The organism is Pseudarthrobacter sp. CCNWLW207, from assembly GCF_037203945.1.
Lineage (GTDB): Bacteria > Actinomycetota > Actinomycetes > Actinomycetales > Micrococcaceae > Arthrobacter.
The window spans coordinates 15,185-29,330 of the sequence record NZ_JBBCBS010000005.1 but is presented as its reverse complement, the minus strand read 5'-3'; the positions used below and the strand labels follow the sequence as shown (position 1 = coordinate 29,330).

The window sequence follows — 14,146 nt, the reverse complement described above, 5'->3', positions numbered from 1 at the left end:
AAATCATAAGGCAACTTACTTTATTCTGTGGAACCACGGAGTGCTGAGGTATGACGGACGTGACCCCCAGTGTCCCGAGGCCATGGAGGTACTGTGGGGCACATGGAGATGCGCCTTGAGGTTGTGCAAGTACCGGTCGCGGATGTTGACGCGTCCAAGTCCTTCTACACGGAAAAGCTGGGATTTGTCCTCGACCACGATGTTGAGCACATCCCTGGGATGAGGGTCGTTCAGCTGACACCTCCAGGATCCGCTACGTCGATCGTCATAGGTACCGGAATGACGAGTATGGTGCCTGGCAGCCTGGAGGGGCTACAGCTCGTTGTCCCCGACATCGGCTCAGTTCGCGCGGAGCTCCTGGGGCGGGGCGCAGACATCAGTGAAATCCACGACATGGGCGGAGTGCAATTTGCCTACTTCGGTGACCCGGACGGCAACCGCTGGGTCTTGCAGGGCATGACACCCCCTGGTATCAGGGACGCACACCTGAACTTGGGTACGCGCTAACGAAGCTGGCCGGGACGGGACAGGCGAAGTCTCTCGGCCCGTTCGACAAGAAGTGGAATGTAGTCCCGGACTTCGGGTTCGTTGGTCCCCAAAGTTTCGGCCCGACAGGCAGGACAGTCAACTGCCGCGCGTGCGCCTCTGCCGTACCCGGATTGCATCCGTTGGCCGGGGTCGCACGGTTAAATAGCTGGCCGTCCTAGGTGGAGTAGGCCCAGGATCGCTATGCTGATGCCATACACGAGCCGGGGGGCGCCATGTCGAGGGGAATCTGCCTTGTCATCGAGGATGACGAGGATATCGCCGGCCTGATCGGCGTCGTCCTCAAACGTGTTGGGTTTGAAGTCCGCGCCGTGCGAACAGCTTCTGCCGCGCTGCATCAGCTTCGGGGCCTTGACCCGGCACTCATTACCCTGGATCTGGGCCTGCCTGACCTGGACGGGCTTCAAATAGCCAAAAACGTCCGGGAACTGAGCGCCGCCCCACTGCTGATGATCACGGCACGGGCCTCAGCAGCCGACCAATTCAACGGCATGGCTGCGGGAGCTTCCGCGTACCTCATCAAACCTTTCCATCCTGGTGAACTTCGGGACGCGGTCAATGGCCTCTGCCCGGCCCCCAGCTCTATGCAGACACCGGAGTAGCCCAACTCTTCGTGAAGGCGTTTCGGGCCGCCGGATGAGGTGGGGAACATCGTCGGAGGCGTTTATTCGCGGTATTCGAGTGTTTGACCGAAGGGGACGTCGCGGCTGACTGCCACTGTGTATCTGGTGTAGCCGTGCTGGGTGACCAGTATTCCGTAAAGTCCTTGCTGCATGGCGTGCTCGCGCGCGATCTCTACGGCGGTATTGAGGTCATTTTCTATGGTGTGGGGATCGTAGCCGGTGATTTCCAGGACGAGGTCAGAGTGGCGCTGGATCATTGTGGTCTCTTTCTCAGGGGAGAGATGCCGGTGCCTCGGGCTTGTTTCGGGGCGGGAACGCCCCTTGGAGGCTGAAGGGCTGTGATTCGAAAGGGGTGCCCGGCATGCTCTGATGGGGCGGTGGTCGGCGAGGGCCGGCTGTGTGGATCGGCGGAAGAACTCCTGCGGATCTGTAGTCAGTCTGAATGATCAGTGGCCCTGGGCGCAACATAAAGCATGATGAATCTTTCGCGGACCGGGTGAACAAAAGGGAGCGGGCCTGCCGCATGCCATTCGGTTATGGGCGAACATTTGTGCGGAGGAAATTCATAGCGTCTCCAAAGATGTTTCTGGATCTGTTCTCAACCTGCGGCATCATGATCGGGTTATGAGGCTTTGGAAGAAGACCGTTGTTCCTGCGCTGGCGGCCGTGGCGGTCGTTCTGATGGCGGCGGCTGGTGCTGCAGGGGTGGACCAGATCGCAAACACCATGGTGACGAACACCGCCTCAGTCACCGCCTTCGCTGCCGGTGCTGACAGCCAGCCATCGCTGCGGCATGTGCTTATTCGAGGCCTGGCGGAAGGAGGCCTTCCTGGTGGGTCCCCGTTCGACGAGCCGCGTGAAGAAAGGTACGACGAGAACCATCAGGAAGCACGTCATGTTGAGCCGAGCACTCCGGCGTAACGCTGGTTCCTGACCTTGGATGATGGCCTTCAGAGGCTGCGCTCAAGCATCTCAAGCGCTCCGGACCTTCATCGCAGCACGGCGGCCACCGCACTGATCTCGACGAGGGCGCCGGGCACACCCAGCCCGGCCACTCGTGCTGCTGTAACCAGGGCAGGTTCATCGGACGCCAGCTCCGACGCGATCGCCCCATACCCCGCCGCGAGGTCGGCGCCGTCGACGAAGAGCACCGTCCAGTGCACAACGTCGGCGAGGGTCGCGCCGGCCGCGGCGAGGGCGGTTCTCGCGTTCTCGAGGGCGCGGGCGGACTGCGCCGCCACGTCGCCCCTGCCGACGAGCGAGCCGTCGACGTCGACCGCGTTCTGACCGCCGACGTAGATGGTGGTCGCGCCGGGCGGCACGATGGCGACGTGGCTGAAGGCCGGGCTCGAGACGAGCCCCTGGGGACGGATGCGCTGTATGGATGCCATGCCTGTATGTTCCCACTGACTTCAGATTGAGGGCACGCCCATCTTTTGGCGATGGCCTGGGATGGTGAACGCCACGAAGATCAAAGGCGCCACTTTCCCTCAGTCCTGCCCCCTTGAACTCCTGTTCGCCCCGGGGCTAGCATTGCCGGCACGGGCGCCGACGGCGCACCTCTGCAGCGTGGCGCCGGTCATGGACTGAGCGTCCCGGGCAGACAGCGACGTCGACCAGATTCAGGAGACGGCCATGGGCGAGCAAACTGCGGAAACGTCATCAGCGACATTGATGATTGACCTGATCATCTCCCTTGACGGGTATGCCTCAGCCGAGGGATGGCCCGGCTGGTGGGGTTTGGAGGGGCCGGAGTACCTGGCTTGGCTGGAGCAGGAAGGGGAGAAGAACTACACCTTCCTTCTCGGGGCCAACACGTACCGGCTCATGTCCAGCATGTCTGAGGAAGCCGCGGCTGAGGGCTCGGGATTCTCCGAAAATGAGGGTGCCAGCCTCACCGGCCTTGCCGCCGTCCCCAAAGTCGTCTTCTCCTCGACGCTGCAGGCGCCCCTGACGTGGCCGAACTCGGAGCTGGTCACCGAGGACGCGGTGGAGGCCGTGAGGGAGATGAAAAGGACCAGGACTGGATCCCTGAGCACCCTCGGCAGCCTCAGCCTCTGTCGTTCGCTGCTGACGGCTGGCCTGGTGGACAGATTCCGGCTCGTCATCTTCCCGGTCATCACAGGCCGCACCGGGCAAGAGCGGATCTACGACGGCTATCCGGACGTATCGCTCGAGATGGTGGATAGCAGGATCTTCGATGGCAGGCTCCAGTTGCTCGAATACATCCCTACGGTGCTCAGCGGCCCACCTGGCAGCAGTCTGGCCTGAGTCAAACCGTGGGCAGCGGCTCAGTTTATTGTCCAGCCCGCCCGCCGCAATGGCTCACCCGCGGTTTGCCACGGTGACAGTCCGGGGAGCCTGAAAGGACAGGAGCCTGATCCAGTCGGGCTGGTCCACCCGCAACTGCACTTCCGGCAGTGCAGTGGCGGCCTCCTGAACAATGACAGCAGCTTCCAGTTCCGCCAGCTTGGCCCCGAGGCAGCGGTGGATGCCGGAGCCGAAGACCAGGCCAGGGCCTGTAGTTCTACCGCGCTGGGCCTCCTTCGAAGACATGGCCTCCTTCGAAGACATGGACAGACGCTCGGCTCCGCCCGGAGCGGTGATGTGATTTCCACTTAGTTCGAGGAGAATTTCCGCACCGGCAGGGATCAGGCCGCCACCAAGCTGTGTATCGTGGGCTGCCACGCGGCGCCAGGTCGGCACGGACGACTCGGTGGCCAGCACGTGCTGGACCATGGTCCTGGAACCCGCTTCGGTGGCAGCGTCTTTCCAGCCCACGGGCCCAGACCCCTCCAGGAGGCGGAACAGCGTGGTGCTGATCAGCTGCGTGGTTGTTTCCTGTCCGGCGATCAGCAGGAAGTAGCCCAGCGAGCAGATTTCAGGTGTGGACAGCCCGTGTTCGGCCAGGGATTTGAACAGGTTGCGCCCAGGGGCCTTCTTGGATTCCGCTGCGAGCTGCCGGAGCCAGACGTAGAAATCGGCGGCGCTGCGGGCCAGTTCCAGTTGCCGGTCCTCATCGGGCCAGCCCCAGAACAGCTCCATGGAATCCAGGCCCCAGCGCTTGAGGTCAACAAGATCCCGAACGGGAAGCCCGAGAAGTTCGAGCATCACGACGGCAGGCGGAAACGCCGCAACTGCCTGCACGAGGTCCACGTGGCCGGAAGATTCGAGCCCGCCCGCGGCGTTCCGTGCAGCTTCGCGGGCCAGTTCACGGATCCGCGGCTCGAAGGCCCCAACGGTAGCTGGAGTAAAGAATCCCGCCACGACCTTGCGGATTCCGGCGTGCGTGTCGGTATCGTTGCTGGCCAAAACGGGAGGCAGCGCAAAGCGCACCCCCTGCAGCACGCGCAGGGCAGGCCCTGCGAGGGGCGTGACCGCGACGAGTGCGTTCCCTGGGCTGAAGTCGCCAGGCCGGTGCAACACGTCACGGACCGCGTCCGGGTCACGCACCACGAGGTACGGGCAGCGGGCCCCGGCAACGCCGTCGACCACCCCTGGGACGCCCTGCGGTCCCGGGCTGTCTACCAGACCCTCCGCGGGTTTCTGGCCCATCAACGCGGGGTTCATGCGGGCAGTCCGTTAAGCCAGGCAGCTGCCCCGGTACGGAAATCCGCAGGGGACAGGTCAGAGGCGTGCTCCGGGAGGGCGCCCAGCAAGGGCACACGCAGCGATCCGAACACCTGCCGGTTGCTGAAGTGCACAACATCCGGCGTGTGTGGCCAGCTTCCGAGTACCACGCCCAGGACCAGAAGATCCCGCGCGGCCAGCGCCTCGAGTGTCAGGGCAGTGTGGTTCAGCGTGCCGAGGGACGGCCGGGCGACCAGTACGAATGCCGCGGCCAGGATTGACCCGAGCTCCGCCAGGGTGCCGCCGTCGGAATCCAGCTCCACCAGCAGGCCGCCCGCGCCCTCAACCAGGACGTGGTCGTGCGACGTTGCCAGCTCGCGGACCCGCTCGGCGTGCGCAGCCACTCGTGGGAGCGGCGTCCCGTCGACGGCGGCTGCGGCCACGGGTGCCAGCGGTGGCTGCAGTACCACTCCCGTCTCAGCAGTCACGGCGCCGGCGAGCCGGACGACTTCGGCGGCGTCGGAATCGCCCTCGGCGGCGCCTGATTGGCACGGTTTGTACACCGCAACGCTGCGCCCTGCTCCGCGGAGGACGGCGGCGAGGGCCGCCGTCGTAATGGTTTTGCCAACGCCGGTGTCGGTTCCAGTGACCAGGATGATGCCAGGCAAACTCATTGATGCTCCTCCAAAATGCCGCGCAGCACTGCGCAGCCGTCTTCGATTTCCTCGAGGGTAAGGGTGGCGCGGGCAGTGAGCCGCAGCCGTGAAATCCCATCCGGGACGGATGGGGGACGGAAGCAGCCGATCCGGACGCCGGCGGTGCGCGCGGCAGCGGCAGCCGCCAAGGCCGATTCGGCGGACGGCATGGCGACAGATTGGACCGCCCCTGCTGTTTGTTCGACGACGGGATGGCCGATGACGGGACGGCCGACGACGGGCACGACGTCAGCCGTGCGGCGGGCCTCGAGGGCCGGGGCGAGGCCAGCGGCCAGCGCCGCTGCGTTGCGGTGAACAGCTCCGGCCCGCCAGGGCTCGTCCCGAATGATCCGTACCGCGGCGAGGGCTGCCGCCGCAGAGGTGGGCGCCAGGCCAGTGTCGAAGATGAAGCTCCGGGCCCTGTTGACGAGGTGCTCGCGCAGCAGTCCGGATCCCAGGACAGCCCCGCCCTGGCTCCCCAAGGCTTTGGACAGCGTCGCCGTCACCACCACGTTCGGATGTCCGGCCAGGAAAGTTCCGGCCACAGAGCCGTGGCCCTGGAAGTTACCGGTCCCGGTGACGCCGAGGCTGTGCGCCTCGTCGATAAGCAGCATGGCGTCGTACTGTTCTGCCAAGGCCAGCAGGGCAGGAAGCGGGGCTTCGTCGCCCAGGACACTGTAAACGGATTCGACGGCGATGAGAGCGCGCGGTTCATTCCGGTCGGCCAGCAGGCGCCCGGTTTCCTCCACGCTGTTGTGGGCGAACGTTTCGGTGCGGGAGCGGCTAAGCCGGAAGCCGTCGATCATCGAGGCGTGACAGTGTTCATCAGCGACGATCAGGGTCCCGGGGCCGCCGAGCGCAGTGATGACCCCGATGTTGGCGAGATAGCCGGAGGAGAACACCAGCGCCGTCTCCATTCCCGCCAGCCCGGCCAGTTCCTGCTCCAGGTCCAAGTGCAGCCTGGTGGTGCCGGCGACGAGGCGTGAGGACGTGGCCCCAGCGCCCCACAGAGATGCGGCCGCCGCCGCAGCAGCAGCCACCCGAGGGTCGGCCGAGAGGCCCAGATAGTCGTTGCTGGCCAGGTCGGTGAACCGTTCGTCCGCGCCACGGGCGAGTGGGCGGCGGACAAGGCCCCGGCGGTCCCGGACTGCGGCCTGCCGCTCAAGCCACTGGGTCATCGATCCGGTCATCCCCGACCACCCAATCCTGTAGGGACGTACTTCCGTGCCGGGATACGCTCATGGACTTCGGCGATGGCGGCCGTCATCCCCGCGGTAATCTGCCCAATATCGGCCGCGGCGCTGATATACGGTGGCATCGTGTAGACGAGGTTGCGGAACGGCCGGAGCCAGACCCCGTGCCGGATGGCGGCGGCAGTGACCGCCGTGACGTCGACGGCGTCGTGCAGTTCGATGACGCCGACGGCGCCGATGGTGCGGACATCACGGACGGACTCAAGGTCAACTGCAGGGGCGAGCCCCGCTTCCAAGCCTGCACGGATCCGTGCGACGTCGGCCCGCCAGCCGCCGCCGTCGATGATGCCGAGGCTGGCGTTGGCCACTGCGCACGCCAGCGGGTTGCCCATGAACGTGGGGCCGTGAAGCAGCGCCCCGACCTTGCCGCCGGATACCGTCGACGCAATTTCCCCCGTGCAAAGCATGGCGGCCAGGGTCAGGTACCCGCCGGTGAGGGCTTTGCCCACGCACATGATGTCCGGCACAACGCCACCATGATCAGCCGCGAACAGTTCGCCGGTACGGCCAAAACCGGTGGCGATCTCGTCGAAGATGAGCAGCAGCCCATGCCGGTCCGCCACCTGTCGCAGCACCGTCAGGCATTCGGCCGGGTACGCGTGCATCCCGCCGGCACCCTGGAGGACCGGTTCGACGATAATCGCGGCCAACTCCCCGGCATGCGCGGCCGCAATGTCCGCGAGTTCGGACGCCCAAACCCGCACGGTCTCCGGTGTCGCCGAAGAAGCCGCCGGCGGTCGGGGTGCAAAGACGTTGGCGGCCAGCAGGCCCGGGAAGGCGGAGTGCATGCCGTCAACGGGATCGCAGACACCCATCGCCGCGAAGGTATCGCCATGGTACCCGCCACGGATGCTGAGGAAACGCTGCCTCCGGGGGTGCCCGGAGGCGGTCTGGAACTGTACGGCCACCTTCAGCGCAACCTCGACGGCCACCGAACCCGAGTCGGCCAGGAACACCCGCTCCAGCCCCGGCCGTCCAGGTGCGGACGGCGCCATCTCCACCAACCGCTCGGCCAGTTCAACCGCCGGGGCGTGCGTGAGGCCGCCGAACATCACATGGCTGAAGCTGTCCAACTGCCGCTCTGCCGCCGCATCCAACACTGGATTGCGGTAACCATGGATGACCGACCACCACGAAGACATCGCATCCACCACCTCGTGGCGCGTGCCGTCCTCGCCCCGAATCCGCAGCCGCACGCCGTCGGCCGCCTCCACTTCCCACAGCGGAAGGCCCGGCGAGGCGGGCGCATACGGATGCCACAACCGCGCACGGTCCCGCTGGATCAGGCCCGGCTGCGCCTCATCGATCATGGTGCGAGCACCCCATGGCGGGAGCACTCGGCGGACCAGCCCAGCGGAGTGACCTGGACCTTCATGCGGCGCCGGCAGGCGGCGCAGTACCGCGGCGGCTCCATGGCGAGCCGTTCGCGGCAAGGGTGGTGAACGTCCGACGCCGGGCCGGTGCCGCCGTCGGACGGCTCGCCGCAGTGACCGCAGAACGCAGCCGTGGTTGGGCCCACTGCGTCGGCGGCGGTGGAAGCGTGGGGGAGCGAAACCCGGTTCATAGCGTCTTCTGGAGTTCCTTGATGGGCATGTTCAGCTCGACCAGGAGGTTCAGGTCCGCGGTAGCCGGCCGGCCCAGGGTGGTGAGGTAGTTGCCCACGATGACGGCGTTGATGCCGCCCATGAGGCCTTCGCGGGTTCCGAGGTCGCCGAGGGTCAGTTCCCGGCCACCGGCGTAGCGGAGCACGGTGCGGGGCATGGCGAGGCGGAACGCGGCGATGGCGCGGAGGGCGTCCTTGCCGTCCATGATGCCTTGGTTTTCCAAGGGAGTGCCGGGCCGGGGGTTGAGGAAGTTCAGTGGCACTTCGTGGGGTTCCAGTGCCGCCAGTTGGGCTGCGAGTTCTGCCCGCTGCTCCACTGTTTCGCCCATGCCGATCAGCGCTCCGCAGCAGAGCTCCATGCCGGCGTCCTTGACCATGTTGCAGGTGTCCAGGCGTTCCTCGTAACTGTGGGTGGTGACGACCTCTGGGAAGTAGCTGCGGGCGGTCTCGAGGTTGTGGTTGTAGCGGTGCACGCCCCAGCTGGCGAGCTGGTCCACCTGCCGCTGGGTGAGCATGCCGAGGGAGCAGGCGATGTTGATATCCACTGCTTCGTTGATTCGGTCGATGGCGAACTTGATCTGGTTCATGAGCTTGATGTCGGGTCCGCGGACAGCCGCGACGATGCAGAATTCGGTGGCTCCCGTGGCGGCGGTTTCCTTGGCGGCCTTCACGAGTTCGGGGATGTCGAGCCAGACGCCGCGGACGGGGGAGTCGAAGAGGCCGGACTGGCTGCAGAAGTGGCAGTCCTCGGGGCAGCCGCCGGTCTTGATGGAGATGATGCCCTCGACTTCGACGTCTTCGCCGCAGTGTTTGAGCCGCACTTCGTGCGCCAGTTGCAGGGCGGCGGGCAAGTCGCTGTCCGGCAGCCGGAGGATTTCCAGGAGCTGGTTTTCGGAGAGGCCGATACCCTGGTCAAGGACCTGCGTGCGGGCGGTTTCGAGGATGGTGCCGGGCTTGGCCTGGAGGTCTGGCTGCATCGTCATTGATCGTCCTAGGGTGCTTAGGTGCGGATATTTCTTGTGATCTGACGGTAGTTCCCGGTTGCAGGCGAGATTTTGTTGGGTTTCGACAAGGTGGTGAAGCCGACGTTGGACGGACCGGGTACTGCTTTACTCAGGAGGGCGCGCGCGACTCGCGCCTGCGGAGTGTCCTCGTAGACTCGCCATTGCGTTAGCCCTTCGGGGGTGGCAACGGCCGTCCACAGCGCAGGTCGCTCAAGGGCAGGAAACCCTGAGCAGACGGAGCGGCGGCGCAGATGACGGCGTCAGGTTCCAACGGGGTACCGCGCTCAAGCTGGACGGCCGCGCCGTCAAAGGACTGCACTGCACCGACGACTTCGAAGCCAGTTTATCGCCGGCTTAACACGGGCGACAGGGACCCGGACGCTATGAGGGCGGCACTCGCGGGAGCAGAATGGATTCATGGTCGACGCCGCGGTGTCTGAACGCCTTAGAGAAGGCGAAAGCCTCCTTGCGTCTGCCGAATGGGCAGCGGCCGCAGCCGTATTCGACTCCGTGCTGGCGGTCCATGACCAGCCAGAGGCCCACGACGGACTGGCAACCGCTTTGTGGTGGCTTCGGAACGTGGACCAGGCTGTGGCCGCGCGCACGGCGGCTTACGCCGGCTTTCGTCGTTTCGGCCAGGACGCGAGGGCATTCCGCTCAGCACTGTGGTTGGCGCGGGAATATGCAGAGTCGCTGGGCAACGAGCCGGTCAGCCGCGGCTGGCTTGCGCGTGCCGAGGGCATCGCAGCCGGCCTCCCGAACGGCGTCGACCGCGGGTGGCTGGCTGTGACTCGCGGGCTGTTGCGCACTGACCCGGCAACGGCGCGCGACGACGCCCGGACCGCGCTGGAAGTTGCGCGGAGCTGCAAAGATCCGGATCTTGAAGCAACAGCCCTGGCGCTCCTGGGCCTCGGGACCATCGCCGCTGGCGACGTGCCGGAGGGGATGACGCTGGTTGATGAGGCAATGGTGGTGGTTACGGCGGGCGAACTTCGCGACAAGATAGTTTTCGGCGATATCTGCTGCATGGTTACACGGGCCAGCGAAGAGGCCTGCGACACCTCCCGCCTGGGCCAGTGGAACAAGATCCTCCTGCGCTTTATGCAAAGTACGGGGCACCCCGCGCTCCTGGAATTTTGTGGCACGTGCTGCGCGGAGATCTTCCTCGCCTCCGGCGATATCGCCAGTGCCGAGGACTGGCTCAGCAAGACGCTCCGCGAGCTGGAACAGGGCGGTCACCGTGCCCGATGCGTGCACCCGGCAGCAAAGCTTGCGGAGCTGCGGCTGCTGCAGGGCCGCGTGGAGGAAGCAAGCCGCTTGCTCGCGGGCTTTGAAGACCGCACCGACGCGTTGCGGGCGACGGCGGCGGTTCGTCTCGCGGCTGGTGACACAGCCGTGGCTGCGGCGCTGCTGCACCGCCGGATCCATCAGGTCGGCGAGGGCTTGCTTACCGTTCCACTGCTCGCGCTGCTTGCCGAGGTCGAACTTGCTCAACACGTCCCGAGCCAAGCCGTGGCGACCGCAGAACGCCTGGACAGGATTGCTTCCGCGACACGCTGGCCCCGCGCCATCGCGTCGTCCCTCCTGACAGGTGGTCGCGTCGCGGCCGCCGTCGGTAACACCGACTTGGCGCACGAACGGTTCGACTCAGCGATCGCGATCTTCGGCGAGTTGACCATGCCGCTTGAGGCTGCGCGGGCACGGCTCGCACTAGCCGAAGCCTTGCGCGAGTCGGACCGTGAAGTGGCTGTGCACGAGGCCGGGGTGGCACTGGCAGTGTTCGACGGCGCCGGCGCTAACGGTTTGGCCGACAAGGCGGCTGCGCTCCTTCGATCCCTGGGCGGCCCTGCCCGCACGGGACCGAAGGCACTGGGCCTGCTGTCGCGGCGGGAACGTGAAGTACTCGCCCTGCTCGCAGAGGCCATGACCAACGCCGAAATCGCGGAGCGCCTTTTTATCAGCGCCAAAACAGCCGAGCACCACGTGAGCAGCATCCTGGCCAAGCTGCAGCTTCGCAGCCGTGGCGAAGCGGCCGCCTTCGCGCTGCGGCACTCCCTCGCGGAATAGGACCGCAAATGGGGGATGCCCCCCATCCTTTTCATCCGGCCGCAACGCATTCTTGGGGTGTCCGCAGAATATTGCCCTAGGAGGTGCGGAAATGAAGCAGCAAAGAACAGCAGCCAACGTCCTTAATCGCGAGGTTGCCGTGACCGTCCGTGAACACAGCGCCGCCCCAGCACATACGGTTTTCGATGTCCTCGCTGATTTGGCAGGCCATCCCGGGTGGGGAGGCGCCGAGGCTTCAACGCTCTTGTCCATGGATGCCCCACCGGGGCAGGCCACGGCCGGGACGGAGTTCACGTCCACGGCCGAGGACTCCATATGCCGGATGCGGGACTCCTCAGTGGTCACAGAAGCCATTCGACCATCAACGTTCGAGCGGGTCACGGAGTCGGCATTGGAGTCCAAGAAAAACGGGACGCCAGCGGACTGGCTCCTGGTGCACCGGTATGAAATACGTCCGGACGGAAACCAGAGCGACGTGACTTACACCTGCCGCCTGGTCCGGGCGACCGCCCTGCCCGGCATGCTGGCGATGTTTGGAACTCCCGTCTTGCGGTCACTCGCCGCGCGTGAGTGGGCGCGGGCAAGCAGGGCAGGGCTGCAGCGGCTGATCGCGGCGGCGGAATCCACAGCACGGGCGTGACCCGCGCAGAAGACAAGAAAAGGAACAAGACGATGGCAAAGCTATCAAAAGACGACGAGACCGCACGGGTGGAGCGCATGACCGGCTATGAGGGCCGCTATCGGGAAGCCGACGGATACACGATCGCATTCGAAAAATTCGAGGAGGGAGGCGATTTCACGCCGTTCTACCAAGGCTTGCCGGATGACCTGTGCCAGAGCCACCACTGGGGGTATGTCGTCAAGGGCAGGCTCATCATGCACACGCCCGCGGGAGACGAGATCGTCGAAGCGGGTGAGGCCTACTACACGGCTCCTGGCCATACCGATGAGCTTGCTCCAGGTACGGAATTGGTGGAGTTCAGCCCGACCGACGAGCTCGCCCGTACGCTGGCAGTGGTAGCGCAGAACCTGCAATCCGAGGCGAGCTGACTATCCGAATGGACACCCGTGGCGACTGAGCTACTCGGCGGGCGGACGCTTCCTTTGCTGTTTCGTCGCCGCACGCTGTTGCTTTGCGGCAAGACGACGGCGGTTCGAGCCCCGCGTGGGTTTGGTCGCCCGGCGGCGGGCCGCTTCGGGAGCAATACCCTCTGCCACCAGGCCGGCGAGCTTGGCTAGGGCGATCTCGCGATTGCGGAGCTGGGAGCGCTGCTCGGAGGCGGTCAAAGTGATCACCCCGGCGATGAGACGCGGTTCGAGACGCGTCAGCAGCCTCACTCGTTGGACGTCCGACAGCGCCGACGAGGTGCAGACGTTCCAGAAAAGCTCCACGCGGCTGTCCGAGGTGTTGACGTGTTGTCCGCCAGGTCCGGACGACCTCGAAAACCGCCAGCCGAGTTCCGAGGCGGGTATCGTGAGCGCGGGCGACACTTCCAGATCCATGTACCAAGCGTTGCACAACATGGGCACGGTGAAGACTCCTTTCGGGCGGCAACACCGGGGTCCCGGCTGGGTCGCAAGGTCCCAGGAGTACAACTCCAGGAGTAGGGTTTGCCCTAGTCGACGAAGGGGTCACCATGAGCTACAAATACCGAACTGTCCGGGTTCGCGGTACCGACCTGGTTGGAACAATTGCCCGGAAACATGGAAGTGCGCCTGATATCTACGAAACCTCCAAGGACCCCAGCACATCAGTAGTCCCGGTCTTCTTCGAGGCGACGGGCGAGATCCGTTTCTTTGACAGGTCGATGCTGGAGGACGTCGTTGCGCCCGCCGGTTAGTTGCGGAAACCGCTGCGATTAGTTCCTGGCCGCATCTGTGAAGCCGATTATCCTCCTCGACGTTGATGGCGTGCTCAACCCTGTGGCCCGCCCTGGCACGGAAGGGGATCCGACGGAGTTGGAGCTGTCGGATGGCACCGTTTCCCTCGTCAGAAGGCTTGCCCGGTGCGGACGGATCGCGTGGGTTTCAACGTGGCCGGCAGACTCAACGGCCAGCTTGGAGTCGCAGCTGCAGCTGGAGGAGGAACCCTTGCGGGTGACGGTGTCCATGCGTGCCGAGGACATCGAAGAGCCGACGCCGAAGCTCCGGTCGGTGCGCCGGTGGTTGGCCACAAAGGAACTCCTCGGCGAAGCAGACTGGGACGCCGTGGTGTGGATCGATGACGTGCTGGGGTCCGACGCCCGGGAATGGGCCCACAACCATCACCAGCCGGTCCTGCTGGAGAAGCCGGCTCCGGCGCAGGGGCTGTCGGAAGTGCACGTCGTCGCTGTCGAGGTGTTAACGAATGACAGTCCGGACGATTGATCCGCCCGGGCCCAGAGGGCCTCTTCCCGCGGCGCGCGTCCGGTGGGACGATGCCTTTATGAGTGATAAATACCCAGAACAGCCGCATGATCTTGGCCCGCACCAGCACGCGCATGCGGCTCCAACCACGCAGCAGATACGGACTGTCGGACAGCGCCGGCGGGACGCGGAGGAGAAGCTGGAGCATCACCTCGATGAGGCACGCCATAAGGCCGAACACCATGAGGAGACGGCCAAGCCGGGTACGGAAACGGGGAGTTCCGGTGCTCCGGAGGTCAACGGTGGGGATGTAGCAGCCATACAGAACGATGAGCGGCTGACCGCCGCCGACCGCGTGGACCTGATTGCCAATCAGGTCGTCCCCGAACCGGAGGACAAGCAGGCATCCCAGGCAGGCGAACAGGAGCAAGGACCGTAG

General features: G+C 65.4%; 19 protein-coding genes. 10 read left to right on the top strand and 9 right to left on the bottom strand.

Features of this window, described 5'->3' with window-relative positions; all coding sequences use genetic code 11:
* Positions 1-102 precede the first annotated feature (102 nt).
* Together V9L17_RS09855 and V9L17_RS09850 are read left to right on the top strand one after the other, a co-directional pair.
* Positions 103-507, top strand: a complete 405-nt coding sequence (locus V9L17_RS09855) for a VOC family protein (RefSeq protein ID WP_337351287.1) — start codon at positions 103-105, stop codon at positions 505-507.
* A 254-nt stretch (positions 508-761) separates the two neighbouring features.
* Positions 762-1,148 (top strand): response regulator transcription factor, encoded by a 387-nt coding sequence (locus tag V9L17_RS09850; protein ID WP_337347207.1) that lies wholly within the window; start codon positions 762-764, stop codon positions 1,146-1,148.
* 62 nt (positions 1,149-1,210) lie between these two features.
* Here the strand turns inward: V9L17_RS09850 and V9L17_RS09845 are convergent, their stop codons facing one another.
* Entirely contained in the window at positions 1,211-1,426 is a 216-nt protein-coding gene (locus tag V9L17_RS09845; protein WP_337347208.1) for a hypothetical protein, read from the bottom strand.
* Positions 1,427-1,793: 367 nt separating this feature from the next.
* Here V9L17_RS09845 and V9L17_RS09840 point away from each other — a divergent pair, with 367 nt between their 5' ends.
* Positions 1,794-2,090 (top strand): hypothetical protein, encoded by a 297-nt coding sequence (locus tag V9L17_RS09840; RefSeq protein WP_337351286.1) that lies wholly within the window; start codon positions 1,794-1,796, stop codon positions 2,088-2,090.
* Positions 2,091-2,158: 68 nt separating this feature from the next.
* On the opposite strand, the gene V9L17_RS09835 is transcribed toward V9L17_RS09840, so the two are convergent.
* A complete protein-coding gene (locus tag V9L17_RS09835; RefSeq protein WP_337347210.1) occupies positions 2,159-2,560 on the bottom strand; it encodes a RidA family protein in 402 nt (133 codons plus the stop codon).
* 244 nt (positions 2,561-2,804) lie between these two features.
* On the opposite strand from V9L17_RS09835, the gene V9L17_RS09830 reads away from it, so the two are divergent.
* The gene (locus V9L17_RS09830; RefSeq protein ID WP_337351285.1) at positions 2,805-3,440 is read left to right on the top strand and encodes a dihydrofolate reductase family protein; all 636 of its coding nucleotides are present in this window, start codon (positions 2,805-2,807) and stop codon (positions 3,438-3,440) included.
* 54 nt (positions 3,441-3,494) lie between these two features.
* Here V9L17_RS09830 and V9L17_RS09825 read toward each other — a convergent pair whose 3' ends face one another.
* The 6 genes from V9L17_RS09825 to bioB are packed head-to-tail and all read right to left on the bottom strand — an operon-like array spanning position 3,495 to position 9,273.
* Complete coding sequence (locus V9L17_RS09825; RefSeq protein WP_337351284.1) at positions 3,495-4,739, bottom strand: cytochrome P450; 1,245 nt, start codon at positions 4,737-4,739, stop codon at positions 3,495-3,497.
* On the bottom strand, positions 4,736-5,413 hold the full coding sequence (gene bioD, locus V9L17_RS09820; protein WP_337351283.1) for a dethiobiotin synthase: 678 nt from the start codon (positions 5,411-5,413) through the stop codon (positions 4,736-4,738). Before bioD ends, V9L17_RS09825 begins: the two co-directional genes overlap by 4 nt.
* Positions 5,410-6,612 (bottom strand): 8-amino-7-oxononanoate synthase, encoded by a 1,203-nt coding sequence (locus tag V9L17_RS09815; protein WP_443198029.1) that lies wholly within the window; start codon positions 6,610-6,612, stop codon positions 5,410-5,412. The genes bioD and V9L17_RS09815 overlap by 4 nt, the downstream gene beginning before the upstream one ends.
* 8 nt (positions 6,613-6,620) lie before the next feature.
* Positions 6,621-7,997, bottom strand: a complete 1,377-nt coding sequence (locus V9L17_RS09810; RefSeq protein ID WP_337351281.1) for an adenosylmethionine--8-amino-7-oxononanoate transaminase — start codon at positions 7,995-7,997, stop codon at positions 6,621-6,623.
* Positions 7,994-8,251, bottom strand: coding sequence for a biotin synthase auxiliary protein BsaP (gene bsaP, locus V9L17_RS09805; RefSeq protein ID WP_337351280.1), 258 nt, complete (start codon positions 8,249-8,251; stop codon positions 7,994-7,996). Before bsaP ends, V9L17_RS09810 begins: the two co-directional genes overlap by 4 nt.
* Positions 8,248-9,273 (bottom strand): biotin synthase BioB, encoded by a 1,026-nt coding sequence (gene bioB / locus V9L17_RS09800; protein WP_337347217.1) that lies wholly within the window; start codon positions 9,271-9,273, stop codon positions 8,248-8,250. The genes bsaP and bioB overlap by 4 nt, the downstream gene beginning before the upstream one ends.
* A 438-nt stretch (positions 9,274-9,711) precedes the next feature.
* Here bioB and V9L17_RS09795 point away from each other — a divergent pair, with 438 nt between their 5' ends.
* From V9L17_RS09795 to V9L17_RS09785, 3 genes are all read left to right on the top strand, one after another.
* Positions 9,712-11,361: a helix-turn-helix transcriptional regulator gene (locus tag V9L17_RS09795; protein ID WP_337351279.1), complete on the top strand. Its 1,650-nt coding sequence runs from the start codon at positions 9,712-9,714 to the stop codon at positions 11,359-11,361.
* 91 nt (positions 11,362-11,452) lie between these two features.
* Positions 11,453-12,001 carry an SRPBCC family protein gene (locus V9L17_RS09790; RefSeq protein ID WP_337347220.1) on the top strand — a complete coding sequence of 183 codons (549 nt, stop codon included), beginning with the start codon at positions 11,453-11,455 and terminating at the stop codon, positions 11,999-12,001.
* Positions 11,998-12,411, top strand: a complete 414-nt coding sequence (locus V9L17_RS09785) for a hypothetical protein (RefSeq protein WP_337351530.1) — start codon at positions 11,998-12,000, stop codon at positions 12,409-12,411. The genes V9L17_RS09790 and V9L17_RS09785 overlap by 4 nt, the downstream gene beginning before the upstream one ends.
* 30 nt (positions 12,412-12,441) lie before the next feature.
* Here V9L17_RS09785 and arfB read toward each other — a convergent pair whose 3' ends face one another.
* Positions 12,442-12,864 (bottom strand): alternative ribosome rescue aminoacyl-tRNA hydrolase ArfB, encoded by a 423-nt coding sequence (gene arfB / locus V9L17_RS09780; RefSeq protein WP_337347222.1) that lies wholly within the window; start codon positions 12,862-12,864, stop codon positions 12,442-12,444.
* A 134-nt stretch (positions 12,865-12,998) separates the two neighbouring features.
* On the opposite strand from arfB, the gene V9L17_RS09775 reads away from it, so the two are divergent.
* From V9L17_RS09775 to V9L17_RS09765, 3 genes are read left to right on the top strand one after another with little or no spacing between them, the layout of a single operon-like run.
* Entirely contained in the window at positions 12,999-13,202 is a 204-nt protein-coding gene (locus V9L17_RS09775) for a hypothetical protein (protein WP_337351278.1), read from the top strand.
* A gap of 37 nt (positions 13,203-13,239) precedes the next feature.
* Positions 13,240-13,728 carry an HAD domain-containing protein gene (locus tag V9L17_RS09770; RefSeq protein ID WP_337351277.1) on the top strand — a complete coding sequence of 163 codons (489 nt, stop codon included), beginning with the start codon at positions 13,240-13,242 and terminating at the stop codon, positions 13,726-13,728.
* Between the two features lie 58 nt (positions 13,729-13,786).
* Positions 13,787-14,146: a hypothetical protein gene (locus V9L17_RS09765; protein ID WP_337351276.1), complete on the top strand. Its 360-nt coding sequence runs from the start codon at positions 13,787-13,789 to the stop codon at positions 14,144-14,146.